The sequence below is a fragment of the Treponema primitia genome (assembly GCF_046533075.1).
GTDB classification, from domain to species: domain Bacteria; phylum Spirochaetota; class Spirochaetia; order Treponematales; family Breznakiellaceae; genus Termitinema; species Termitinema primitia_B.
The window spans coordinates 38,810-61,134 of record NZ_JAJQRB010000045.1; the positions used below are offsets into that span (position 1 = coordinate 38,810).

Annotated in this window: 20 protein-coding genes and 3 tRNA genes; 8 read left to right on the forward strand and 15 right to left on the reverse strand. The window is 50.7% G+C overall.

Annotation, left to right across the window (positions count from 1 at the left end; genetic code table 11):
- The first annotated feature begins 1 nt into the window (after position 1).
- Together tsaB and LQZ19_RS08190 are read left to right on the forward strand one after the other, a co-directional pair.
- The gene (gene tsaB / locus LQZ19_RS08185) at positions 2-700 is read left to right on the forward strand and encodes a tRNA (adenosine(37)-N6)-threonylcarbamoyltransferase complex dimerization subunit type 1 TsaB (protein ID WP_411047182.1); all 699 of its coding nucleotides are present in this window, start codon (positions 2-4) and stop codon (positions 698-700) included.
- 16 nt (positions 701-716) lie between these two features.
- Positions 717-1,775 carry an HD domain-containing phosphohydrolase gene (locus LQZ19_RS08190; RefSeq protein WP_411047183.1) on the forward strand — a complete coding sequence of 353 codons (1,059 nt, stop codon included), beginning with the start codon at positions 717-719 and terminating at the stop codon, positions 1,773-1,775.
- 6 nt (positions 1,776-1,781) lie between these two features.
- Here the strand turns inward: LQZ19_RS08190 and csrA are convergent, their stop codons facing one another.
- Genes csrA through flgN form a run of 5 tightly spaced genes read right to left on the reverse strand, consistent with a single transcriptional unit; the run spans position 1,782 to position 6,125 of the window.
- The gene (gene csrA / locus LQZ19_RS08195) at positions 1,782-2,021 is read right to left on the reverse strand and encodes a carbon storage regulator CsrA (RefSeq protein ID WP_411047184.1); all 240 of its coding nucleotides are present in this window, start codon (positions 2,019-2,021) and stop codon (positions 1,782-1,784) included.
- The gene (gene fliW / locus LQZ19_RS08200) at positions 2,015-2,464 is read right to left on the reverse strand and encodes a flagellar assembly protein FliW (protein ID WP_411047185.1); all 450 of its coding nucleotides are present in this window, start codon (positions 2,462-2,464) and stop codon (positions 2,015-2,017) included. The genes csrA and fliW overlap by 7 nt, the downstream gene beginning before the upstream one ends.
- A 16-nt stretch (positions 2,465-2,480) precedes the next feature.
- Positions 2,481-3,728, reverse strand: a complete 1,248-nt coding sequence (locus LQZ19_RS08205) for a flagellar hook-associated protein 3 (protein ID WP_411047186.1) — start codon at positions 3,726-3,728, stop codon at positions 2,481-2,483.
- Positions 3,729-3,734: 6 nt separating this feature from the next.
- Complete coding sequence (flgK, locus tag LQZ19_RS08210; RefSeq protein WP_411047187.1) at positions 3,735-5,612, reverse strand: flagellar hook-associated protein FlgK; 1,878 nt, start codon at positions 5,610-5,612, stop codon at positions 3,735-3,737.
- 12 nt (positions 5,613-5,624) lie between these two features.
- A complete protein-coding gene (gene flgN / locus LQZ19_RS08215; protein ID WP_411047188.1) occupies positions 5,625-6,125 on the reverse strand; it encodes a flagellar export chaperone FlgN in 501 nt (166 codons plus the stop codon).
- 271 nt (positions 6,126-6,396) lie between these two features.
- Here flgN and LQZ19_RS08220 point away from each other — a divergent pair.
- Both LQZ19_RS08220 and LQZ19_RS08225 read left to right on the forward strand, forming a co-directional pair.
- Positions 6,397-6,468, forward strand: a tRNA-His gene (locus tag LQZ19_RS08220).
- Positions 6,469-6,475: 7 nt separating this feature from the next.
- A tRNA-Arg gene (locus tag LQZ19_RS08225) sits at positions 6,476-6,549 on the forward strand.
- 31 nt (positions 6,550-6,580) lie between these two features.
- Here the strand turns inward: LQZ19_RS08225 and LQZ19_RS08230 are convergent.
- The 5 genes from LQZ19_RS08230 to LQZ19_RS08250 form a co-directional block, all read right to left on the reverse strand.
- Positions 6,581-6,653 (reverse strand) — tRNA-Thr (locus LQZ19_RS08230).
- 88 nt (positions 6,654-6,741) lie between these two features.
- A complete protein-coding gene (gene ppdK, locus LQZ19_RS08235; protein ID WP_411047189.1) occupies positions 6,742-9,741 on the reverse strand; it encodes a pyruvate, phosphate dikinase in 3,000 nt (999 codons plus the stop codon).
- Positions 9,742-10,211: 470 nt separating this feature from the next.
- Positions 10,212-10,886 (reverse strand): hypothetical protein, encoded by a 675-nt coding sequence (locus LQZ19_RS08240; RefSeq protein ID WP_411047190.1) that lies wholly within the window; start codon positions 10,884-10,886, stop codon positions 10,212-10,214.
- 3 nt (positions 10,887-10,889) lie between these two features.
- A complete protein-coding gene (locus tag LQZ19_RS08245; protein ID WP_411047191.1) occupies positions 10,890-11,636 on the reverse strand; it encodes an ATP-binding cassette domain-containing protein in 747 nt (248 codons plus the stop codon).
- Positions 11,633-12,520 (reverse strand): hypothetical protein, encoded by an 888-nt coding sequence (locus LQZ19_RS08250; protein WP_411047192.1) that lies wholly within the window; start codon positions 12,518-12,520, stop codon positions 11,633-11,635. Before LQZ19_RS08250 ends, LQZ19_RS08245 begins: the two co-directional genes overlap by 4 nt.
- A gap of 301 nt (positions 12,521-12,821) precedes the next feature.
- On the opposite strand from LQZ19_RS08250, the gene LQZ19_RS08255 reads away from it, so the two are divergent.
- The 3 genes from LQZ19_RS08255 (at position 12,822) to LQZ19_RS08265 (ending at position 17,123) form a co-directional block, all read left to right on the forward strand.
- Positions 12,822-13,268, forward strand: coding sequence for a retroviral-like aspartic protease family protein (locus LQZ19_RS08255; protein WP_411047193.1), 447 nt, complete (start codon positions 12,822-12,824; stop codon positions 13,266-13,268).
- Positions 13,269-13,497: 229 nt separating this feature from the next.
- Entirely contained in the window at positions 13,498-16,218 is a 2,721-nt protein-coding gene (locus tag LQZ19_RS08260; protein WP_411047194.1) for a helicase-related protein, read from the forward strand.
- An 8-nt stretch (positions 16,219-16,226) separates the two neighbouring features.
- Positions 16,227-17,123: a M28 family peptidase gene (locus LQZ19_RS08265; protein ID WP_411047195.1), complete on the forward strand. Its 897-nt coding sequence runs from the start codon at positions 16,227-16,229 to the stop codon at positions 17,121-17,123.
- Positions 17,124-17,177: 54 nt separating this feature from the next.
- Here LQZ19_RS08265 and LQZ19_RS08270 read toward each other — a convergent pair whose 3' ends face one another.
- The 5 genes from LQZ19_RS08270 to LQZ19_RS08290 all read right to left on the reverse strand — a co-directional run bounded on the left by LQZ19_RS08270 (position 17,178) and on the right by LQZ19_RS08290 (position 20,773).
- Positions 17,178-17,588, reverse strand: coding sequence for a type II toxin-antitoxin system VapC family toxin (locus LQZ19_RS08270; protein ID WP_411047196.1), 411 nt, complete (start codon positions 17,586-17,588; stop codon positions 17,178-17,180).
- Complete coding sequence (locus LQZ19_RS08275) at positions 17,585-17,857, reverse strand: type II toxin-antitoxin system RelB/DinJ family antitoxin (protein WP_411047197.1); 273 nt, start codon at positions 17,855-17,857, stop codon at positions 17,585-17,587. Before LQZ19_RS08275 ends, LQZ19_RS08270 begins: the two co-directional genes overlap by 4 nt.
- A gap of 127 nt (positions 17,858-17,984) precedes the next feature.
- Positions 17,985-18,536 carry a flavin reductase gene (locus LQZ19_RS08280; protein WP_411047198.1) on the reverse strand — a complete coding sequence of 184 codons (552 nt, stop codon included), beginning with the start codon at positions 18,534-18,536 and terminating at the stop codon, positions 17,985-17,987.
- Positions 18,536-20,128, reverse strand: coding sequence for a glucose-6-phosphate isomerase (locus LQZ19_RS08285; RefSeq protein ID WP_411047199.1), 1,593 nt, complete (start codon positions 20,126-20,128; stop codon positions 18,536-18,538). The genes LQZ19_RS08280 and LQZ19_RS08285 overlap by 1 nt, the downstream gene beginning before the upstream one ends.
- 171 nt (positions 20,129-20,299) lie before the next feature.
- The gene (locus tag LQZ19_RS08290; RefSeq protein ID WP_411047200.1) at positions 20,300-20,773 is read right to left on the reverse strand and encodes an arginine repressor; all 474 of its coding nucleotides are present in this window, start codon (positions 20,771-20,773) and stop codon (positions 20,300-20,302) included.
- Between the two features lie 151 nt (positions 20,774-20,924).
- Here LQZ19_RS08290 and LQZ19_RS08295 point away from each other — a divergent pair, with 151 nt between their 5' ends.
- Entirely contained in the window at positions 20,925-22,319 is a 1,395-nt protein-coding gene (locus tag LQZ19_RS08295) for a flagellar assembly protein A (RefSeq protein WP_411047201.1), read from the forward strand.
- The last annotated feature ends 6 nt before the right edge of the window (positions 22,320-22,325 follow it).

The window sequence follows — 22,325 nt, forward strand, 5'->3', positions numbered from 1 at the left end:
GATGAATATACTTGCCCTGGACACATCCGCCGCGGTTTTATCGGTTGCCCTTGCCGCAGGGACCGATGTTTGGTACTTTGAGGTGGATGGCGGGCTGCGCCACGGAGAACTGCTCATGGATGTGGTGGACCATTTGCTGAGCCGCGCCGGCCTTGAACCCGCAGACCTTGAGCTTGCGGCCTGTATGAAGGGCCCCGGTTCCTTTACGGGGCTTCGTATAGCCTTTGCGGCGGTCAAAGGTCTGGCCCTTTCCCTGGGCATACCCATGGTTTCGGCGCCAACCCTGGATTGTATGGCCGCGACCCAGGCAGCCTGGCCGGGGATAGTCCTCCCGGCAATGGACGCAAAGAAGGGCCGTTTTTTTACCGCCCTGTACAGAGGCGGCCTGCAGGAAGGGGCCTACAGGGACGCTTCCCCGGAGGAAATTGCCGAAACGCTTAAAACAAGTGTGACCGGGGACGAACCGGTGATGCTTACAGGCCCGGCGGCGGAGATGTTACAGGAAAAGCTTAGCCCCCTTTTCGAGGGTTCCCCTGACCGGGGCCGGTTTTTTGTTGACCCCCTGGGAAAAAGGGGAAAAGCCCGGGAGCTATTGGACATTGTTAAAAAAATGGATATACTAAAAGCAGCGCAGGAGGTCTTTTCAGGTCCCCTTTATTTACGCAAGAGTGACGCTGAATTAACCTTTGAAGCTAAATAAAATATAGTTGGTTTTTATGGCAGATACCGAAGATTTAGAACCCCTTGAAGTATTGGAAACTCTGAGTGACGATAATCTTCTTGATGATAACTCTGACATAATTGAACCGTTGAAATCGTCGACTACTTTATTTGAAGAGAGTGTATTCCCCGTATTGATTGTTAACCGGCAGTTAAGAATACTCTACGCCAATCCGGGTTCTAAAAAAATGTTTTCCTCCTTTCAGCATCTCCAGAAAAATAATTTTATCGATGTTTTTGGGAAGTCCTTTGATCTTAAGGATATACGGGAGATTCGGAGTACGGTAACCAATGGAGAAAACGGGTATTCCTGGAAGGGGGAAGCCCGGATAAAATCCCGGAATATGGTAACCGTACAGACTAAGGTCTATATTTTCCCGGCGGAACTGAATATTTCAGCGCCCAAGGAATTTGTGGTGATGTTCGATGATGTAACCGAGGAAAACCGCCAACTCCTGCGCAGTGTTTTTAACAGCCTCCTGGAAGCTTCAAAACTTAAGGACAATGATACGGGGAAACATATCTCCCGGGTAAATTTTTACTCCCGGTGTCTCGCGGAGGAGCTGCACCTTAAGCCGGGTTATGAACGGGTGGATGCAGACTTTATCGACAATATTGGGCTTCTGGCATCCATGCACGATGTGGGAAAGATCGGTACCCCCGACGATATCCTTAATAAGGAAGGCCCCCTCTCGGACTGGGAGTGGTCGGTAATGCAGGAACATACAAAAAACGGCGCTTTTATCCTTTCAACCTATCCAAACCCCATGGCCAAGGAAATTGCCCTGAGCCACCATGAAAAGTGGAACGGATCGGGGTATCCCTTCCATTTGGAAGGGACCATGATCCCCCTGGCCGCACGGATTGTGGCGATTGCGGATGTATACGATGCCCTGCGGATGCGGAGAAGCTATAAACCCCCAATTGATCATCCCACGGCGATCAATATGATGATGAAAGGGAAGGATACCCATTTCGATCCCACCTTATTGGATACCTTTTATACCGTATCCGATAAGTTTAATGATCTCTTTGAAAAAAATAAGGACAAGTAAGAGATTCTATAGGGCGTCCGGATCCCGTTTAGCGCCGAAGTCAAGTTCCGGAAATACCGGTTTGGATTCCGCAGCGGCCTTATTTTCCGCCTTGATGGCATCAAATACTTCCTGGCGAAACACTTTTACTGTTTTTGGCGCGTCCACCCCTATCCGTACCTGATCCCCGCGGATCTCAATAATTGATATGGAAATATCATCGCCTATCATCACCTTTTCGTTGATCCTTCTGGATAGTATCAGCATGGGCCCTTCCTTGCAGTGGCCAACTCGCTCATGATGTCGTGTTTGGTCTTCCACCGGAGGTCTGTCAGTACAGCCTGTTTACCGGACCGGGTTTCCCGATTGATGATAAGGGGCCCCTGGAGATTTGCGGTCATGGGGCCTCCGTCGGGCGGTATGGTTACCACAGAAAAGATCAGCGCCTTTTCCGGGCCGGATAAACCGATGTCCCGCAGTTCCTCATCGTTGATGTCTAATTCGTAATCCGGCCTGAACAGGAATGGATTGATCAGTATAAATGCTACCTGTTCCACATCAAGAGCCTGGAGCCAATAGAAGGGCTGCCGCTCCGCATCCAGGAGTATGTACTCCTTAACCGGTTCAAACCCCAGGATCCCCCGGGGGAAACTTATCCTTTGACGTTCATCGACTTCAATTAGGCCATATGCTTTTGTTGCGACCTTCACAATAATACTCCTATTACTAGCGTAGAAAATCTAACAGCGTTGGGGGCAGGACCTTGGCGGCAGTCTGAAGGGCTGCCTTGTGAGCAAAATCCATCATTCCCAGATTAGTGGCGGCGGTGGTAAAGTCCAGACCGGCTTCCCTGGCAAAGGCGGCGGCCACATCGGGTATTTCCTTGTTCAGGCGCTGCCAGGTGGCTTCTACCCGTTCCTGCCGGCTGCCTACTTCGGCGAGCCGGCTTTCCATATTGGCCAAGGCAAGATCGATACCACTTATTCCCTGGCCTCCCACAAAATCCGCATCACCCCGGTACAGTCCGTCCCGCAGCCGGATAACCATATCAAAGACGGAACCTCCGGAAACCCGGGCGGAGGGATGCCAGTTGGGAGCTCCGGGATCGCCGGAATTCGTGATAAGCCCCAGATCCTGCAGTATCCGTGAATCAAACCGGTCCTCCAGGCGGATCAGATGCGGGTTTGTGCCCTCCAGGGCAATACCCTTGGTTACCGGATCGACGTAGGCCTTAACCGCAGCGGCGGATTCGTTAATCTTTGCTACGATGGCAGGAAGGCTGTCACCGGGGCCAACGTTTATTTCCTCACCATCAATATAAAACGCGCCGGGTTCGGTAAGGCGGTAATTGGTTGCGTCAAAGTTAGAGAAGATCTGCATATGTTCGGCCCAAAAAACTTCTCCGCCTCCCATATCCAGCTTGGTATAAGCGCCTTCGGTAACTTCGGTCCTCCTGGCGGCCCCGGCGCCCCGGTATTCAACCCGGACTACCATGTTCTCCCCGCCGTTGGGGATGGTACCTTCCACGATGCGGAAGGGCTCGGTAAAGGCCTTGTCCCCCGCAAAGATCTGGTTGCCGTCATTACCCTTGGCGTTGGAAATGGAAACCAGTTCCTTCATAAGCTCGTTTATTTCCTGGCCCATGTACCGGAGATCCTCCGGCGCATAGCTGCCGTTGGAACCCTGTACCGAAAGTTCCCTAATCCGCTGCAGTACGTCGATAGCCTGCTTCATATAATCGTCGGTGATCCGGTAGTGACTCTGGGCGTAGAGGGCGTTTTTCTCAAAGCGCTCCAGCCGGGTAAGGTAGGAATCGTAACGAACCGCATGGGCAGCCGCCAGGGGATCATCCCGAAGCTCATTGATCCTGGTTTGGTTGGCGATCTTTGTCTGCATATCATTAAGGCCCTGCTCCTGACGGCGCAGATAGTACTGCACGTCGGTGTTTGGCATATCAGTGGAAACACGTCTCATGGTTTATTATACCCCCATCCTGTTAATAATAGTGTCCAACAGTGAGTTCACCGTGGTGATGAACCGCGCTGCTGCGGCATATCCGTGCTGATACTTGATCATGGCGGCAAGTTCCTCGTCCATATTGACCCCGGAAATTGACTCCCGCATATCACGGAGATTTTTCATAATAAGGTTCTGGGTTTCCAGGGCGCGGTTGCTCTGCTCCCCCAAAAGGCCTATCCTGCCGGTGGAATCGGCGAAGTAATCATCAAGGGTATTGTGGTTTCCCACCATCACCGGAGTATTCCTGATGGCGGCGATTGCCAGGGCGGCTTCTCCGTTTCCGGGATTGGAGGACCGGCCATTGGCGCCAAACCCGGATGCTACAGAATTCGGATCCCGGAGCAGCGCGGGGTTCAAATCGATCCACCCGGAAGGATGGGCCACCGGCGCTACGGAGTATTTCTGCACGCCCCCGGAGAGGGCGGTCATGGCGTCCGCCTGGCCCCAATCATAGGCGCCTGCGGGCCCCCGGTCGTTTATGATCCCGGCGTAACCGGTGAGAAAATACCCGGAGTCCTCAATGTGGCGGATAACGAAGTCGGGATTGTCCCAGCCCTCTGCGGTACTTCCCTTGAGAGAAAGAAACCCCTCCCGGTTAAGCCGGGCCACAACTTCCGCACCGGCGTTGTTTATCCGGGCAACTACTTCAGTAACCGTGTCCGTGGGGTAGTAGGGAATCTGCACATCCCCATCGGCGCCGCTCAGGGTAATCTGTCCTTCAAAGCCCAATTGGGCCTGGCCTTCCAGGCGGTTGGTACCGTTTATACGAAAGATGTAGGTAGAATCAAAGGTCCCGTCCCCATCCCGGTCGTAGTTTCCGTTAAGGTTGGTAACAAAGGGATATTCCTGGAAGAAATCCAATCCCGTATTTCCGTTAAGGCCATAGGCGTCACGGTGTATTTCGTTAACCAGATCCACAAAGTTCATGGTTATATTATCCAGGTTCTGTATTTCACTTTGGATGGTAGTATCCCTCAGATCCACTAACGCTGCGAGGCTTCCGCCGGCAAAGTGCGCCTCGTCTCCGGTGTCTTTCCAGACAATGCGGGAGTAGCCTTCGGTGTCAATCCCCTGGTGCAGATCAAACTGGCGGCCGATTTTTCCCTGTACCAGGATATACCCGGCGGTATGGACCATAAACTCGTCGGGGTCCCGGCTGTCCACGGTAACATCAATTATACTGGAGAGCTTATCAACCAGGAGGTCCCGGCGATCCAACAGATCGTTGGGGTTATCACCCTGGGCCCGGATTTTCTGAATATCCCGGTTAAGGCCGGCTATCTGTTTTGACAGATCGTTCACCCGTCCTACCGTAAGCTGTATATCCTGGTTTACCATATCCTGGAGACCCTTCAGCCCCTTGTACCGTTCGTGGATGGAGTCTACCAGGGTCTTTCCCCGCTCAACCACCGCCTGCCGGGGTGCAGTATCCGAGGGGTACTGTGAAAGTTCCTGCCAGGAATCCCAGAAGGCATCCATGCCGCTCCGCATGGAATTATCGCCCACCTCAAGGTAGAGCTGCTCCATCATGCGCACATAGGGATCGCGGGTACTCCAGTACCCTTCTCCGGAAGCCTGGGCAATGATACGCTGGTCCAGCAGCTGGTCCCGGATCCGCTCGATCCGCTCCACCACTGTTCCCTGGCCAATCTGGCCGGGGGTCTCTTCCCGGTTCATTCCCGGGAGGTAAATAGGCTCAAAGGCGGACATTTCTACCCGCTGCCGGGAATATCCTTCGGTAGAGGCGTTGGAAAGGTTATGCCCCGTGGTATTCAGCGCCTGCTGATGGGCAATAACCCCCCGCTTTCCTATTTCAATACCCGCAAAGGTAGATGTCATGGCAAGGCCTCCTTAAAGACTCTGGTTCAGGACCATACTTCGCATATCCGGCGAAATCTGGGTGCCCTTCCGGGTATATATCTTTCCCCGGCGGTCCGGAAAAACTTCTGCCAGGAATCCGCTTACAACAGCCTGGGTTTCGTTGAGGTAATCCGTAAGGGAGTCGTTGGTAAACCGTACTTCCAGGGTCTTCATCTTGATACGCCGGTACAATTCGGACAATTCCCGCCGTTCCGCTTCCGGCAGCCGGGCGGCGAAGCTATAAAATCCTACCCCTTCGTTATTAAAACCAAGCTGTTTGGCATAATTGGTAAAAATCTCTATCCGTTCAAGGTCCAGGGCTTCAAATTCATCGCCAATAGCCGCCAAGGCGCCCAAATGTGCCTCAAAATCGGTCCATTGCCGGTTGGTAACCGCATTTTTTACCTGATCCTGGAGGATGCGTATCTGCTCCAGCAGCTCAATTTCTTGCTTTAATATGAGCGCACATTCAGAATATTGATCGACCGTCATACAATACCTCTAATTGAATATCGGCTTTCCGAAGGGACCGGTTAAGGAGATTTTTTTCAATCGCTGAGAAACTGCCATGATTTGAAGAATTTTAACCGCAAAGGCGCAGAAGGCGCAGAAGTTAAAGAAGTATTTAAGGAAGGTATGCTCATTTCCCCTTCTTTTTTCGCCTTCGCGCTCCTTTGCGGTTGAATTCTTCTTCAAAAATAGTATCGTTTCTGTGGTATTGACAAAACCCGTCGATTTAAGCGAACATTAAGGGGTTATTACGGTGGATGTAGCTCAGGGGTAGAGTTCCAGATTGTGGATCTGGCCGTCGCGGGTTCGAACCCCGTCATCCACCCTTATATGCGTTTGTAGCTCACGTGGATAGAGCGACGGACTTCGAATCCGTAGGTAGCACGTTCGAGTCGTGTCAGACGCAGTCGTAATTACTTGTCAGATGATTTATGCACAGCCATCTTCCGGAATCGAACCGAAGACCTGCGCATTACAAGTGCGCCGCTCTACCAACTGAGCTAAGATGGCGTAAAGAACGAAATAACTATAGACAAAAAATAACTACCTAGTCAAGCTTTTCGAATCGGGGGGATATCTCTCGATATCCCCCTCTCCTCTACTTTCCTTTCTTTGCCGGTTTCTTGGCTGTCGTTTTAGCCTTGGCCTTGGTTACAGCCTTGGCTGCCGCGGTTTTCACCTTAGCCGCCGCCGCTTTTGCCCTTGGCGCCGCCTTAGCTTTGGCTTTTGCCGCAGTGGTCTTTACCTTTGCCGCCGCTGCTTTCGCCTTGGGCGCCGCTTTCGCCTTTGCTTGGATCACGGCTTTTTTCACACCCGCTGCGGCGGCTTTCGCTTTAGGCGCAGCCTTGGCCTTTGCATCGGAAACCGCAGACTTCGCTTTGGCTGCGGCGGTTTTTACCTTCGGGCTCAGCTTCTTTACCACCGCTTTGGCCTTCGCCTTGAGGGAGTTGTTGATTACCGCCTGGGCGCCCGCAAGCCGGGCCAGGGGCACCCGGAAGGGTGAGCAGGAAACATAGCTCAGACCGGACCGGTAGCAGAAGTCGATGGTTGCGGGATCGCCGCCATGCTCGCCGCAGATGCCGACCTTGAGGTCCGGGTTAACCGCCCGGCCTTGTTTTGTAGCGTAATCAATAAGGAAGCCCACCCCCTCTTCGTCAACCGACTTGAAGGGATCCACGTCAAGCACATTCTGCTGGAGATATGAGGGCAGGAAAGAAGCCACGTCGTCCCGGCTAAAGGCAAAGGTCATTTGGGTAAGATCGTTGGTACCAAAGCTGAAGAAATCCGCATATTTGGCTATATGGCCTGCCCGGATGGCTGCCCGGGGTACCTCTATCATGGTACCAATCTTCACCGGGAGTTTTACCCCGGCTTTCCCAAATACATCCTTGAGTATCTTTTCGGCGCTGGGCCGGAGCAATTTCAGTTCCCGGGCGGTAACCACGATGGGGATCATGATTTCCGGGTTTACCGGAATGTTCTGCTTGATACAGTCCACCGCTGCCAGCGCTATGGCCTCAACCTGCATATCATAGATTTCCGGGTAAGTAACCGCCAAACGGCAGCCGCGGTGACCCAGCATGGGGTTGGCTTCCCGGAGCCGGTCGATCTTCGGAGTCAGGGTTTCCACGCTAACGCCGATATGTTCCGCAAGTTCCCGGGTCTCCTCCGGGGTATGGGGCACAAATTCATGGAGCGGCGGGTCCAGGAGCCGGATAGTTACCGGCCGGCCTTCCATGGCTTTGAAGATGCCGAAGAAATCCTGCTTCTGCAGGGGAAGGATCTTCTTCAAAGCTTCCTTCCGGCCTTCCACGGTATCCGCCACAATCATGGCCCGGAAGTGGATAAGCTTGTCCTTGTCAAAGAACATATGTTCGGTTCGGCAGAGTCCCACACCCTGGGCGCCGAACTCAAAGGCCCGTTTAGCGTCTTCCGGCTGGTCCGCATTGGTCCTGACCTCGAAGCCCTTAAGATTACCCCGCCTGGCCGTAGTACGAACTTCATCGCACCACTTGAGGAAGGTCTCCATATCCTTGCTGATTTCCGGGCTTACCAGGGGCAGTTTCCCATCGTAGACCTCGCCGGTGGAACCGTCGATGGAGAGCCAGTCCCCTTCGTTGAAAACCTTGCTCCCCACCACGGCAGTTTTTCCCTGAACCGATACGCCCTTAGCGCCGGCCACACAGGGGGTACCCATACCGCGGGCCACTACCGCCGCGTGGCTGGTCATACCGCCGGTGGAGGTAAGTATACCCTGGGAAACCACCATCCCGCCTATATCCTCGGGGCTGGTATCCTGGCGGACCAGGAGCACCTTTTCCCCCCGCTCGTGCCATTCCTCAGCTTCCTTGGCGGTAAACACAATCCGCCCGCAGGCCGCGCCCGGGGATGCGTTAAGCCCCTTGGTAATCGGCTTGGCGTTCTTCAAGGTAGTAACGTCAAACATAGGGTGGAGCAGCTGATCCAGCAGCGCCGGGCTAACCCGGAGTATGGCCGTATTTTTATCGATAAGTTTTTCCGCAACCATGTCCACCGCAGTTTTAACCGCCGCCGCGCCTGTCCGTTTCCCGTTCCGGGTCTGGAGCAGGAAAAGCTTACCCTGCTGAACCGTGAATTCCATATCCTGCATATCCCGGAAGTGTTTTTCCAAGCGGTCCTTAATCTTCACCAGTTGGTCGTAGATCCGCTTGTTTTCCTTCGCCAGGGCGGAAATCTTTTCCGGAGTCCGGATACCCGCCACCACGTCCTCACCCTGGGCATTCATCAGGTATTCGCCGTAGAATTCCCTAACCCCCGTGGAGGGGTCCCGGCTGAAACAGACCCCGGTACCGGAATCGTTACCAAAGTTGCCGTATACCATGGACTGCACGTTTACCGCAGTACCCTTTATATTTTTAATATCGTTAATCTGCCGGTATTTGATAGCCCGCTCGTTATTCCAGGAACCGAAAACCGCGTTTATGGCGCCCCAAAGCTGATCCAGCGGCTTCTGGGGAAAATCTTTTTTCGTTACATCCTTGACGATTTTTTTGTAGTCATTCACCAACAGTTCCAGGTCCTCAGCGCTTAGGTCCGTATCAAGCTGAATCCCCCGGTCGTTCTTAATTTTCTTGATAGCCGCTTCAAAATCGTCGCCGGAAACCCCCATGACCACATCGCCGTACATCTGGATAAAACGCCGGTAAGCATCCCAGGCAAAGCGGGGGTTCTTCGTTTTTTCAGCCAGCCCCAGAACCGCCTTATCGTTAATACCCAGATTGAGAATCGTATCCATCATACCGGGCATGGATACCGGCGCGCCTGAGCGGACCGATACCAGGAGGGGATCAATAGGGTCTCCCAGCTTTTTCCCCATCACCTTTTCAAGTTTTGTCAGATAAGTCTGGACATCCTGCTCAAGCCCCGCAGGGTACTTTCTCTTGTTTTCATAAAACGCAGCGCATACTTCGGTAGAAATAGTAAATCCCGGGGGAACCGGAATTCCAAGATTAGTCATTTCCGCCAGATTAGCGCCCTTACCGCCAAGGACATCCTTCATCCCCGCTTCACCTTCGGCCTTACCTTCGCCGAAAAAATACACGTATTTTTGCTTTGCCATTAATTCCTCCAATATGATGCTTCTATTTTAGCATTATAGGAGCAAAAAAGCAATAGGAGGGGAAGTCTCCCCCCTGCCTCCAGCCCTTCGGGCTTCCGGCACCCCCCTCAGCGGGGGTTCCACCCCCGCAACGCCCCCAACGATGTCAGGTACGATGTCAAAAGCTTAAGAAGAATGATGAACCACGAAGTCGCAGAAGGCGCAGAAGGAAGGGACACAGAGGAAAGAACACAGAGGACACAGAGGACACAGAGGACACAGAGGAAAGAACACAGAGGACACGGAGGAAAGAACACAGAGGACACGGAGGAAAGAACACAGAGGACACGGAGGGAAGAACACAGAGGACACAGAGGGAAGAACACAGAGGACACAGTTTTTGTTAGTCTTTGCTTTATCTCTGTGTTCTCTGTGTTCTCTGTGTACCCCTCTGCGATCTCTGTGTTTTTTTTCTTCATTCTTATTTTATGTCATTTCTTATATATATCAGGCAGATCAAGCAAGTAATCCTGAAATTCTTTTGTGTATCCTTTTACAGAATCGGTAATAAAATCTATAAACGGCTTCATAGACTGAAATATCCAAACAATCTTTTCTACAAACAGTTCCGGGCTGCTTAATACATCTTTTTCCAAATACTGTTTTACCGTGCAATTTTCTTTGTCTATAATAACACCCGAATCAAATGATTCAACGATGGTAGTATATTCACTTTCATGTTCTTGTATGTAATCATGCAGAAAACCTAAGAGCGTATCATCATTTAATACACCCCCGCAAACATACATGCTTTCCGCTTGTATGGTGATTGAAAAGCCGACGTTTAATTGGATAAGCGTTGAACCGGGAAGGGCAAATATTTCATTAAAGCCATTCCGGACTATTGCTTTGTCGGAAAGTATTCTGGCGCCATAGGTCATTTTATAAATAGGATTTACATCATCGCTTATATTCCTACACTCAGCCCCCACAGAATAGGGCGGTTGTTTTAAATATTCTGTAAAATCCATTCTATCCATAATGGTTTTTAGTATGTCAATGAATACCCCGCTTATCTGTCTTTCTTCACATTGGCCATTATTATATTTATTGGCATTATCCTTTTCAACTTCTTTAATGAAATCAATGATAGTATTTATATCCATATGTTATCCATCATTTTTTATATCATTATTAAAAGGAAAAATTAAATCATCCTTGTTGATGTGGCTAATATATAATTCATTTAGCGAATTAACATTTTTTACCTCCATCGCTTCTACAACACTTCCGTCTTTAAGCAAAAAACAATAATCTATAAAATTATCCAGAAACTCTATAACATGACAAGAAAATAATATGGTAACATTTTTACTTTTATAGTAATTTAATAAATTTTTTATTTTTATGTTTGAAACAATATCAAGCCCGTCATTCGGCTCGTCCCAAATAATAGTATCTATTTCGCCTATTAAACTGATAATCAGCTGTACCTTTTTTTTCATACCCGTAGAGCAATCTTTAAACCGTTTGTTCAAAAAACTGTTTACTTCAAAATACTTTATAAGTTTCGACGTTTCCTTTAATATTTTATTTTTTCCGGTTCGTAAAATCGTCGCCAATTCTATATTGTCCATACAGGTTAATCTATTGTATAAATAATCCTCTGTCGGGAGAAAAGCAATTCGTTTTCTGATGGGGAAAAAATCCTTTTGATCGGATGTTTTAACGCCGTTATGATATACACATCCGGATGTCGGCAGGTATAAACCTTCAATACAACGTAAAAGCGTTGTTTTACCCGCACCATTGTAACCGATAATACCATAAATAATACCCGGCAAAAATTGCAAATTAATATTTTTTATTCCCGCGGTTTCGTTAAATAATTTAGCCGCATTAACACATTCAATCATAACAAATACCAATCCCCATATTCACTTTTTGCCCTTACCATTGTAAGGACTACCGGTATTATTGACAATAATAAAAGAAATACATTTAAGGCGGAAGCCCACAATGTTAGTCCCGTTATAATAATCATACCTATTGCCTTCAAAAGCATATTATCAACGGAGAATGAAATATTTATTGATAAAACCAATAACACCACCACCACAAACATATATTTTAATAATGATAACAAACTAAAATAGCTTAGCATAAAAAGAAACGGTATAAGCAGCACCGCAAAAAATGCCGTTAAAAAAATAGCCGTTCTTTTTATATGATACTTGAAATTATTTCCCGAAACAATCGCATAAAATTTCCAGTTTGCATGGGGTATGGAATCTATGATTCCCATAAACCCAATCGATAATAAAGCTGTCAATATTATGAAATACGTATTTTTATTAACCGGCTGCATAATAACAACCATAAATAAACCAATGCTTATTAAGCCCTCTTGAATAAAACTTATGGTACAAAAATCACTTATAGTACTTTTAATAATTGGGTTTATATATAACGTTTTCTTATTTGTTTTTATTCTTTTATTTTTGTTGACCTTGTTTCGGAACAATTTACAGAAACACACGCAGATTGGATTACTACTTCTTGCATAGAAAATTAAAGCAGGAAAAAAGTCATGTTTTTTGTAATACATAATAAACGATATAAGCAACACAATAACTATGAAAAAAAGAGACCGCTCGTTCAACGCTAAAAACACATCTCTCTTTCCGACAATAAAAGCGGCTATAATTAAAAGCGTCCAAATAACAATAACTGGAGACACCTTAAATAAATTGGCAATTTCTTTAGCGGCAATTTTTAGCCAGAAAAACAATAAAACCATGTTTGGGATTATACCCTATATTTTTTAATTATTCAATTTCCCCGCCGGCCCCGTTCAATGGTCCAGGACCGGGCAATGCGGGTAAAATTCATACTTCCCGGCCTTTATCCGGTTAAAAATCTGTCAGACCCGGGCTTTATATAAAGGTATGTAATTTTTTCAAGAAATTTTATTTCCGCTAATGTGTTTTACCGGGCAGCGCCGTATATGGGGCGCCGGGGTAGTCGGATCTTTAGTTCGCTCGGACTAAGGCCCGCTGCAGTTTGCAGAAACATCCCCGGTATGGTATACTAAATCTTATATGGAACGAGGCATCGAACCGGAGGTTCGCATGGTGGGAATAACCTACACAGAGATCACCCTGCTAAATGCGGGTGATGTGAGTAATGCCCGGCGCGGCATTATTAAAGCGGCAGAAATCCGGAAAACAACTGTCCGGGCGCTGGTGGATACCGGCGCGGCGACCCTGGTTATCAACGAGGCGATGCGGCAGAAACTGGGGCTGGGCATTGAGTCTGTTGGCGATGTTACCCTCGCCGACGGCGAGACTGAGGAATGCCAATTTACGGAACCGGTCAAGGTATGCTGGAAAAACCGTTCAACATCCTGCGAGGCGATGGTGATGGTTCATGGCGACGAGGTACTGCTCGGCGCCATCCCCATGGAAGCCATGGACCTAACGGTAAACCCCGCGCGCCAGGAAGTAACCGGCGCCCACGGCGATAGGGTCCTGCTTCTGGCTAAATAAGCTGTCAAAACGGTCTCGGGGAACCGGGACCACCCCATTTCAGGATAAACGCATAGAAATTTTTTATTTTACTTCCTCTGTGACCTCTGTGCTTCCTCTGTGACCTCTGTGTTTTTCCCCCTTCTTCCTCTTCGTCCGTGAGGTCCGTGTGGTCCGTGGTTAATCTTTAAATTCCGCCCCCTTTTTTAAAGGCATATCGTTTTCCTCCCGTCTGTGTTATACTGAAATCATGAATTATCTTGAACTTCCGGTGTACAGACATAAGGACCTCATCCTTTCCGCCTTGGCGGACAATCAGGTGGTGGTAGTGGAAAGCCCCACGGGTTCCGGCAAAACTACCCAAATGCCGGTAATACTCCACGACGCGGGGTATTCCAAAAACGGCATCATCGGGGTAACCCAGCCCCGGCGCATCGCCGCCGTTTCGGTGAGTGAGTTTATCGCCCGGCAGCTGGGGACCAGTATCCCCGGGCTGGTGGGCTATAAAATGCGTTTTGAGGATAAAACCAATCCCAATACGGCGATAAAAATTATGACCGACGGCATCCTGCTCCAGGAGATGAAGCTGGACCCCTGGCTTTCCAAATACGGCAGCCTGGTGGTGGACGAAGCCCACGAGCGGAGCCTCAATATCGACTTCATCCTGGGGCTCCTCAAACGGGTCCTGGAATCCCGCCGGGATTTCAAGGTGATAGTTTCCTCCGCCACCATCAACGCCCAGATCTTTTCTGAATACTTCGGCGAATGCCCGGTGGTAAAGATCGACGCCATTACCTACCCGGTAACCCTGATCTACGATCCCCCTGCCCCAAGCGGCGCAGCTGTTTTTGACGCCCCTACCCTACCCGGCTCAGCCGGTTTGGGCGGCCCCGCTGCTGCTCCGGCGGATCGCGGTAAAGATGATCAGGGTAGGCGGGATAGCGGCAGAGGCCGGGATAACCGGGGCGGACGCGGCGGCAGAGGCGGTCGTGATAGCAGCAGAGACGGCAGGGGTAGTAATGCTCCCGGCCAAGTTGGCGGTCAGGCCGGCAGAAGGCCCGGTATCGCGCAGAATTCCTCCGAGGACGTACTGCTGGATAAAATAGTATCCATCACCGAACGTTTTATTGGTGATAAACGCGACGGGGATATTCTGATCTTCCTTTCGGGCGAAAAAATGATAAAGGAATGTATGAACCGTCTTTCCCTGAGCCCTTCGGGAAAGTATCTCCACATGGTCCCCCTCTACGGCCGTCTGGGCAAGGATGAACAGGAGCGGGTCTTTGAGAAGGCCCCCCGGGGAAAAACCAAGGTGGTGATCGCCACCAACATTGCTGAAACATCGGTTACCATAGACGGCGTTACCGCGGTGATCGATTCGGGGCTTTCCAAACTGAATTACTACAACCCCAAGACCTTCACCTCCAGCCTTATCGAAGGGCCGGTGTCCAAGGCTTCGGGGAACCAGCGGAAGGGCCGGGCGGGACGTACCCGGGAGGGAACCTGCTACCGGCTCTACGCGCGCAAGGACTTTGAAAACCGCAGTCTCTTTACCACCGAAGAAATCTACCGCACCGACCTTTCCGAGGTGGTGCTCCGCATGGCCGATCTGGGAATCTCCGCCTTTGAGGAATTCGACTTTATTTCACCCCCCAACCGTGAGGGGCTTATCGCAGCCATCGACACCCTGTACCTCCTGGACGCCCTGGAAAGCGACCGCAGTCTTTCTAAGGTGGGAAAGATGATGACCGAGTTCCCCCTGGCGCCCCGTCAGTCCCGGATCATCGTGGAGGCCATACTCCGGTATCCCGACGTTACCCAGGAAACCATCATCGCCGCAGCATTCCTGTCTACCCAAAGCCCCTACGTACTGCCTCCGGGGGAAGAGACGGATGCCCGTAAGGCCCACCACAGTTTTCGTGACCCGGACGGGGACTTTGTTTCCTACCTCAAACTCTATCGTGCCTACACCACGGCCCCGGACCGGAGAAAATTCTGCGAGAAAAGCTACCTGGACGAAAAAGCCATGGCGGAAATAGTAAATGTAAGCACCCAGCTGGAACTGATAGTATCGGACCTGGGAGTCCCCATCCTTTCCGGCGGCAGTACCGAGGACTACCTCTGTTCCGTAGCCCGGGGGATGATACAGTTTGTGTGCGTCCGGGATGGCCGGGAATTGTACCGCAGCCTTACTGCGGACCGTATCCTTATCCATCCCGGTTCGGTGATGTTCCGCCTGAACCCCCAGTACATTGTGGCGGGGGAAATAGTCAGGACCTCCCGCATGTACGCCATGTCGGTCTCCCCGCTTTCAAGAAACGCCCTGGAAAAGATCAGTGCGGAACTCTACGAAGCCCTGGGGGGCAAAAGCGCCGGGCCGGGGAACAAATCCGATTTTCCCCGGGAAAAACTCAAGGCCCGGGACTTTACCAACAATATCAAAATCGGCGCCGAGGTTTTTGAGATTGAAACCATCAAGGGTAAAAAAACGGCGCGCCTAAACTGGGAACGGCTTTCCAAAGTCAAAGACGATATTGGGGAAGCATCGAAGTACAAGGGCCTCAAGGGTGAAATCATCCTGGAGGGCAGGTATACCCTTCTGGGGGGCGAAAAACTCGCGCTGATCCTCTCCCTGGTCCCTTCCCTGGACATAGAGGGCGCCCTCACCCGAAAGTGGCCCCGCAAAGCGCAGTTTAATTCCGCCGAAGGTCTTTCCGCCCTGTTGGAGGAGCTGCCCCTCATTCTTGCCCCGGCAATTTGGCGGAACGGAAAAAAAGAGCTGGGTTTTCTCTGCCTTCTTACCGATAATAAGGGGCGCTACTGGTTTACCTGCTCACGGGGATTCCACACCAGCCTCAACGAAAGCCTGGCCAGCGTGGAAACCCTGATTGACGAGTTAGGCGCCGAGGTGGATATCGAAATTAAACACCAGGTTAACCAGATTTATCGCCGGCTTTCGGACTACCTATAAGGATCGCTATGCAGGACGCCCCCCCCTATCACCGGTTCAAAGATTTTCTCGCCCCCGGCGCGGACCGCTACAAAATACTGGGGGATCTCCTGGAGGAATTGGGCTTTGGGTATTCATCCATAGTTTTAGGCCGGCCCGAGCACCGGCTCCGGCACTTCTTTGTACTCCCCCACCGGGGCCAGGGTTTTCCTGCCGGAGAGTTTCCAACGATAGTATTAGTAGCCCATTACGACCGGGTAGCGGGCAGTCCCGGGGCTAACGATAACAGCGCTGCGGTGTTCATGCTCCTGGAAGCGGCCCTCAGGATGCGGGATGATAAACTGCGGAACTGGCTGATCATCTTTACCGATAAGGAGGAGCTTGGCCCCGGTGAAGGTATACGGGATCAGGGTTCCTACGGCTTGGCCAAGGGTCTGCGGGAAACCGCCCTTAAGGATTGCCGGTACTACATCTTCGACGCCTGCGGGTCCGGGGATACGCTGATCATTTCCACCATGGCGGATCATCTGATAAAAAACGAAAGCGGCCCGGGAGCGGCCCATACCCGGCGGGTCGTCAAAGCCCTGCGGGACGGCGCCCTGAAAACCGCCCGGAACCTCATGATGGACCGGGTACTGCTGGTCCCCACCCCCTTCTCGGACGACGCAGGTTTCCTGCGGGCAGGCCTGGCAGCCCAAACCATCACGGTACTCCCCTCCCGGGAAGCCGCCGGTTTAGCGTCCCTTTTACGGAACAAGCCGGAATTCATCAACGCCCTGATCAGCCGGGACGCGTTACTTGCAACAAAGTTCCCGGCCCCCGAAACCTGGCGCAGCCTCAACGGCCCCGCCGACACCCCCCACCGGCTCACCCCCAAAAACTACGGCCGGGTGGTTAAGTTTGCCTGCGAACTCTGCCGAAGCTAGAGTTCAGTCCCCGACAGAACACTACCTATAACCCGTTAATCGACAGTCTTTCTTTTATAATAATGTTACTCCGCATAGTTTTGCAGCAGCTTGTAAATCATCATCAAGGGTACCCAAGATCGCCTGTTTGCGTAATACCAATTCCAGATAGGCGGCATCATAAGCGGAGAGCTTATATTCCTTAGCCAGACTCAGCAGCTTTTCAGAATATTCGGTTCCAAAAGCTGAATCCGTAGTGTCTATTAATGATGAAAAATCAGGAATCAATGCTATAGCAACATTGAATTCAAGACGTTTACGTCTTAGCTGATTTTTCAAAGTGTTACTTATTTCATACCACCAAAGGTGTGGTACGACAACTTCATCATCATCGCCTATGGCTTCAAATTTTTTCGTGTATTCGTCTGTTTCTTCATCGGGTAATAAGAGCGAAGCACAGAATGAGCAGTCAAGAACATAGATCACTTTCTGCCCTCTTTGACAGCTTCCAGAATTTCCCGTTTATTGCTAAACAACCCGTTATGAGTAACAAGCGATTGAACCGCCTCCCGCCTTGTTTTCCCATTGCTGAAAATCGGCGCTGCTATTTCAAAAGGGATTTTCCGCTCCCGCACAACAGTTTTTGCAAACACCGTTATTGCAGTGGTAGCAGTCATGCCAAATTCACTGCAAAGGCTGTCGAATTGTTTTTTTAGCCCCTCATCTATCCTTATACTTAACATTGATTGCGCCATAGGATCCTCTCTATTTATAATGTAAGACACTGTATGGCCATTGTCAAGACAAAATTGATTAGGAGGCTATCCATGATTTGAGTAGCCGTCCTCTCAAACTACCGTGCGTGTGGTATTAGAAAAAACACTAACCCTTTACCCACAGTGTTGTTACTTCCCCAATATACATTCGGTGATAATCCTTGTCGGGGTAGATCGTATCGCGGAGAGTCTTGTCCAGAAACTTTGCGGGATCAAAATCATGGTCGTAAAACCTTCGGCAGCTGATAACTTCAGTAGCTTCTTTAAAACCGATAGTACCATCTTTGAAAACGATGGGGGTAAGCCCCGTCTCGGCAGCCTTGTCGATGTCCCGGCCGGACTTAGCTCCGGCGATTCCCAAGGCTTTCTTCCAGGGCTTGTCAAAAAAAGCAACGGTGTACAGGGGATTGGCGTTGACAAATTCAAAGGTATAACGCTGGGGCCGGACAAAGATAAAGGACACGTCCTTCCCCCAGAGCACTCCCAAGCCGCCCCAGGAGGCGGTCATGGTGTTCCAGTTACCCTTGTCGGTATCCACATTTCCGGCGGTGATAAGGGTCCATCCATCCCCTATCCGTGCAGCCGGTGACCCGGCTAAGTCCCGTATGTTTTTTCCTACCCAATTGCTATCCGCAGGAATAACATCCCTTTGCTTCACTATTTTACTCCCAATATTTCGCTGTACGCGTCCAGGGCGGCATCCCCGGAATTGCCCGATAGAACCTTCTTGGTAAGTATCTTCCCGAGCTGAACCCCTTCCTGATCAAAACTGTTGATGTTCCATACAAAACCCTGGAACATAACCTTGTTTTCAAAGTGAGCCAGGAGGGCGCCCAAGGCTTTCGGATTCAGCCGCTTCCCGTAGATGAGGCTTGAGGGACGGCCGCCGGGGAATTCCTTGTTACCATTACTGTCGGTCTTACCCTTGGCAAAGGCCACGATCTGGGCCGCCAGGTTTGCCTTGAGCTTGGTCTGGCTGACCGAGCCGTCCACAGTTACGTCGTCATTCCGCTGGCTGTCGTTAAAGCCTACAAACTGGAGGGGAACAATATCCGTACCTTGGTGGAGGAGCTGGAAAAATGAGTGCTGACCGTTGGTTCCGGGTTCGCCGAAGACCACGGGGCCCGTGGAATAGTGTACCGGGGAACCGTCCCGGTTAACCCGCTTGCCGTTGGATTCCATGTCCAGCTGCTGAAGATGGGCGGGGAAACGGGACAGGGCCTGACTATAGGGCAGAATCGCTGTGTAGGGATAACCCAGGAAGTTCCGCTCCCAAACACCGATAAGGGCATCCAGCAGGGCGGCGTTTTTTAAAACATTCGGCTCCAGGGCGAGGGTATCCGCCTCGTGGGCCCCGGCGAGCAGTTCCTTAAAAACCGCGGGACCAAAGGCCAGGGAGAGGATCACCCCGCCTACCCCGGATGTGGCGGAGTAACGGCCGCCGATAAAATCATCAATATAGAAAGAATCCAGATAGGCAGGATTCCGCGCCAGGGGGCTGGTTTCGCTGGTTACCGCTACGATGTGCTTGCTGGGATCGAGCCCCGCCTTTTGCAGCTTATCCTTAATAAAAAGCTCGTTCGACAGGGTTTCCTGGGTGGTTCCGCTTTTGGAAACCAGCACAAAAATTGTTTCATCCAGGGGCGCCAGAGAGGCGATCTGGGAAGCGTCATCGGGGTCCACGTTGGAAATAAACCGCGCCTTGAGGAAGCTCTTCCCTTCTTTAATAGCCCAGTTTTCCAGGGCAAGGTACAAAGCCCGGGGCCCTAAATCGGAACCCCCTATGCCAATCTGAACCACGGAGCTAAAGTTCTTTCCCGTGGCGCCCTTAATTTTGCCTGCCTGAACCAGCTCGGCAAAGGTAGAAAACCGTTCCAGTTCCTGGGCGTAGAATTTACCCAGGTCCTTGCCATCGGCGATAACCGCCTTGCCCGTAACGGCAAGACCGCCCTGACCCCGGAGGAGATGGTGCAGCACCTTCCGTTTCTCCCCGGTATTGATGATCTCCCCGTCCAGGAGCGCCTTGTACTTGCCTATAAGATCCTGTTCATCCGCCAGGGCCTGGAGGGCATCCAGTTCGGCCTTCTCCACCCCCTTGGCTGCCCAGGAATAGGTAAGCCCGCCCCCCGCAGCAACCTTGCTTGTCTTAACCCGCTCCGCGCTCAGCAGGGCATTAAAATCCTTCCCTTTTTTAGGCAGGGCCGATAATTTCTTAAACGCCTCAGTCTTATCAAAATCAACGTACTTCATGCTTTTCTCCTTATCAAAATGAAAGATAGTTTTACCGCAAAGGCACAGAAGGCGAATAAAGAAAGAGGGTTAGAAAATACTGCTTAGCAAGCCTATCCACCCTTCTTTCTATCTTCTTAATACTTATTCGCCTTCTGTGCCTTTGCGGTTTCCCATTCATTCTTTCTTCATTCAATCTTCCAGTTCGGGGATACTTTCCTTCATGCGGTTCATAAAATCTTCGCCGCTTATCCCTTCACGGAGGCAGACAAAAACCGTATTGTCACGGCCGGAAATGGTTCCCAGCACATCGTCCAGGCCAAGGTTATCCACCGCCAGGGCAACCGCATCGGAATGTCCCGAATAGGTTTTGATTACCACTATATTACCGGACCATTCAATAGAAATATAGCCCCGCAGGAAGTCGTGTACATAGGTCCGCTCGGTTTCCTGCCGCTCGTCATCACCGGGCAGGGAATACACATAGCCGTTATGGCCATCGGATATTTTCCCTACCTTGAGGAGCTTTAAATCCCGGGACAAGGTCGCCTGGGTAACGATAAATCCTTCTTTTTGTAAATATCCCAGCAGGGTCTCCTGGGATTCAATCCGGTATGTTTTTATCAGTTTGCGGACTGCTTTTAACCGGGACAACCGCTCTTTCACTCATATCTCCAGCAAGAATAATTATACCCAATCCTTGCATAAACATACAATGATGAAACGGAATTTGCAAGCAATTTCGGAGAAAAACCGGCTTAAAAAAACTCCGTATCAAGAACTTAAATAACGTACCGATATATAAAGAAAGGGATACATGGATAGTCTAACCGATGTAACTAGCGGCCCAAATGACGGAAAGGTGATCATCCGATTCTCCGAGGATGATATTGAAGCCTGGGCAGATTTTATACCCCCTAAAGGCAACGGCCTCCCGATAAGTAACGATTACCTCCTCAAGCTGCTTGCTAAGTTCAATATTACCTACGGACTCCACTGGGACACCCTCAAGGAGACCGCCCTCCAGTGCAATCTGGAGAGGAAACCCCTAACGGATATACTCATCGCCATGGGAAACCCGCCGGTAAAGGAAGTTACCGAATATTTTAAAAAAAACCCCCACTTAACCGAGCAAAAAAAACCGGTTCCCGACAAGAACCGGAATGATCAGATCGATTACCGTACCCATTCCCCCTTTATTATTGTAAACAAGGATCAGGTTTTGGCGGTGAAGATGCCCCGGATACTAGGGCGGGAAGGGAAAAACGTCCACGGTGTGGTAATGCCCTTTGGGATGAACTATCTCGAAGGGGTTACCGGGGGCGCCAATACCAGGGTTACGGAAAAATACATTCTTTCGGAGGTCAACGGGCAGCTGGTAGAGGCGGATAAGGTCCTAAGCGTCCAGAAAGACCTGGTGATAAAGGGCTCCGTGGGTTATTCCACGGGGAATATTATTTTTCCCGGGGATGTGCTCATAAACGGCGCCGTTTCCGACGGATTCAAGATATATTCCGGAGGATCGGTCACCATAAAGCAGACCTTTGATGTAACCGAGGTGATCACCAAGGGGGATCTGAACGTAGCCGGCGGCATCGTAGGCCGGGGCCGCGCCTTTCTGAAGGTCGGGGGCTTTCTCCGGACTAAATTTATCCAAAATTGTAATGCGGCCTGCAGAAAAATAATAAGCGTAGATACGGAGATCTCCAATTCCAGTGTCTTTACCATGGAAACCCTGGATATGGGGGAAAAGGGAAAGATACTGGGAGGGGAAGTTTACGCTATCCACGGGATCAAGGCCGGAGGAATCGGGAAAGATGCGGGAAGGGCTACCCACATTCACTGCGGGGTTGATTTTACCCTCCAGAAGGACAAGGAAAAGCACAACAATACCCTGAGGATACTGGCGGAAAAGCTGGCGAAACTCCGGGAGCTCATGGCGGTCCCAAACCCGGACTTGGAAAAACAGGCCAAGCTGGAAGAAGCCCTGCGCCTGTTTGAGGAAGAGCAGAAAAAAACCACCGCAGCGATAGGGGATCTCATAGGACGTATCAATACCGATGAAAACGCTACGGTGGAAGTAATCGGGGAAATCGCCCCGGGAACCCTTATTGAAATTTGTGAAATTGCCCTCTTTGTGGCGGAACCCTTGAAGCACGTCAGGATCAGGCTGGACAAGCCCGGGGGAAAAGTAATCAGCGAACCCCTCTGATGTATT

What these genes read in the sequence shown, in the direction of transcription:
- tsaB (WP_411047182.1), top strand. Translation starts at nt 2, where the DNA reads ATGAATATACTTGCCCTGGACACATCCGCCGCGGTTTTATCGGTTGCC.
- LQZ19_RS08190 (WP_411047183.1), top strand. Translation starts at nt 717, where the DNA reads ATGGCAGATACCGAAGATTTAGAACCCCTTGAAGTATTGGAAACTCTG.
- csrA (WP_411047184.1), bottom strand. Translation starts at nt 2,021, where the DNA reads ATGCTGATACTATCCAGAAGGATCAACGAAAAGGTGATGATAGGCGAT.
- LQZ19_RS08205 (WP_411047186.1), bottom strand. Translation starts at nt 3,728, where the DNA reads ATGAGACGTGTTTCCACTGATATGCCAAACACCGACGTGCAGTACTAT.
- flgK (WP_411047187.1), bottom strand. Translation starts at nt 5,612, where the DNA reads ATGACATCTACCTTTGCGGGTATTGAAATAGGAAAGCGGGGGGTTATT.
- flgN (WP_411047188.1), bottom strand. Translation starts at nt 6,125, where the DNA reads ATGACGGTCGATCAATATTCTGAATGTGCGCTCATATTAAAGCAAGAA.
- ppdK (WP_411047189.1), bottom strand. Translation starts at nt 9,741, where the DNA reads ATGGCAAAGCAAAAATACGTGTATTTTTTCGGCGAAGGTAAGGCCGAA.
- LQZ19_RS08240 (WP_411047190.1), bottom strand. Translation starts at nt 10,886, where the DNA reads ATGGATATAAATACTATCATTGATTTCATTAAAGAAGTTGAAAAGGAT.
- LQZ19_RS08245 (WP_411047191.1), bottom strand. Translation starts at nt 11,636, where the DNA reads ATGATTGAATGTGTTAATGCGGCTAAATTATTTAACGAAACCGCGGGA.
- LQZ19_RS08250 (WP_411047192.1), bottom strand. Translation starts at nt 12,520, where the DNA reads ATGGTTTTATTGTTTTTCTGGCTAAAAATTGCCGCTAAAGAAATTGCC.
- LQZ19_RS08255 (WP_411047193.1), top strand. Translation starts at nt 12,822, where the DNA reads ATGGAACGAGGCATCGAACCGGAGGTTCGCATGGTGGGAATAACCTAC.
- LQZ19_RS08260 (WP_411047194.1), top strand. Translation starts at nt 13,498, where the DNA reads ATGAATTATCTTGAACTTCCGGTGTACAGACATAAGGACCTCATCCTT.
- LQZ19_RS08265 (WP_411047195.1), top strand. Translation starts at nt 16,227, where the DNA reads ATGCAGGACGCCCCCCCCTATCACCGGTTCAAAGATTTTCTCGCCCCC.
- LQZ19_RS08275 (WP_411047197.1), bottom strand. Translation starts at nt 17,857, where the DNA reads ATGGCGCAATCAATGTTAAGTATAAGGATAGATGAGGGGCTAAAAAAA.
- LQZ19_RS08285 (WP_411047199.1), bottom strand. Translation starts at nt 20,128, where the DNA reads ATGAAGTACGTTGATTTTGATAAGACTGAGGCGTTTAAGAAATTATCG.
- LQZ19_RS08295 (WP_411047201.1), top strand. Translation starts at nt 20,925, where the DNA reads ATGGATAGTCTAACCGATGTAACTAGCGGCCCAAATGACGGAAAGGTG.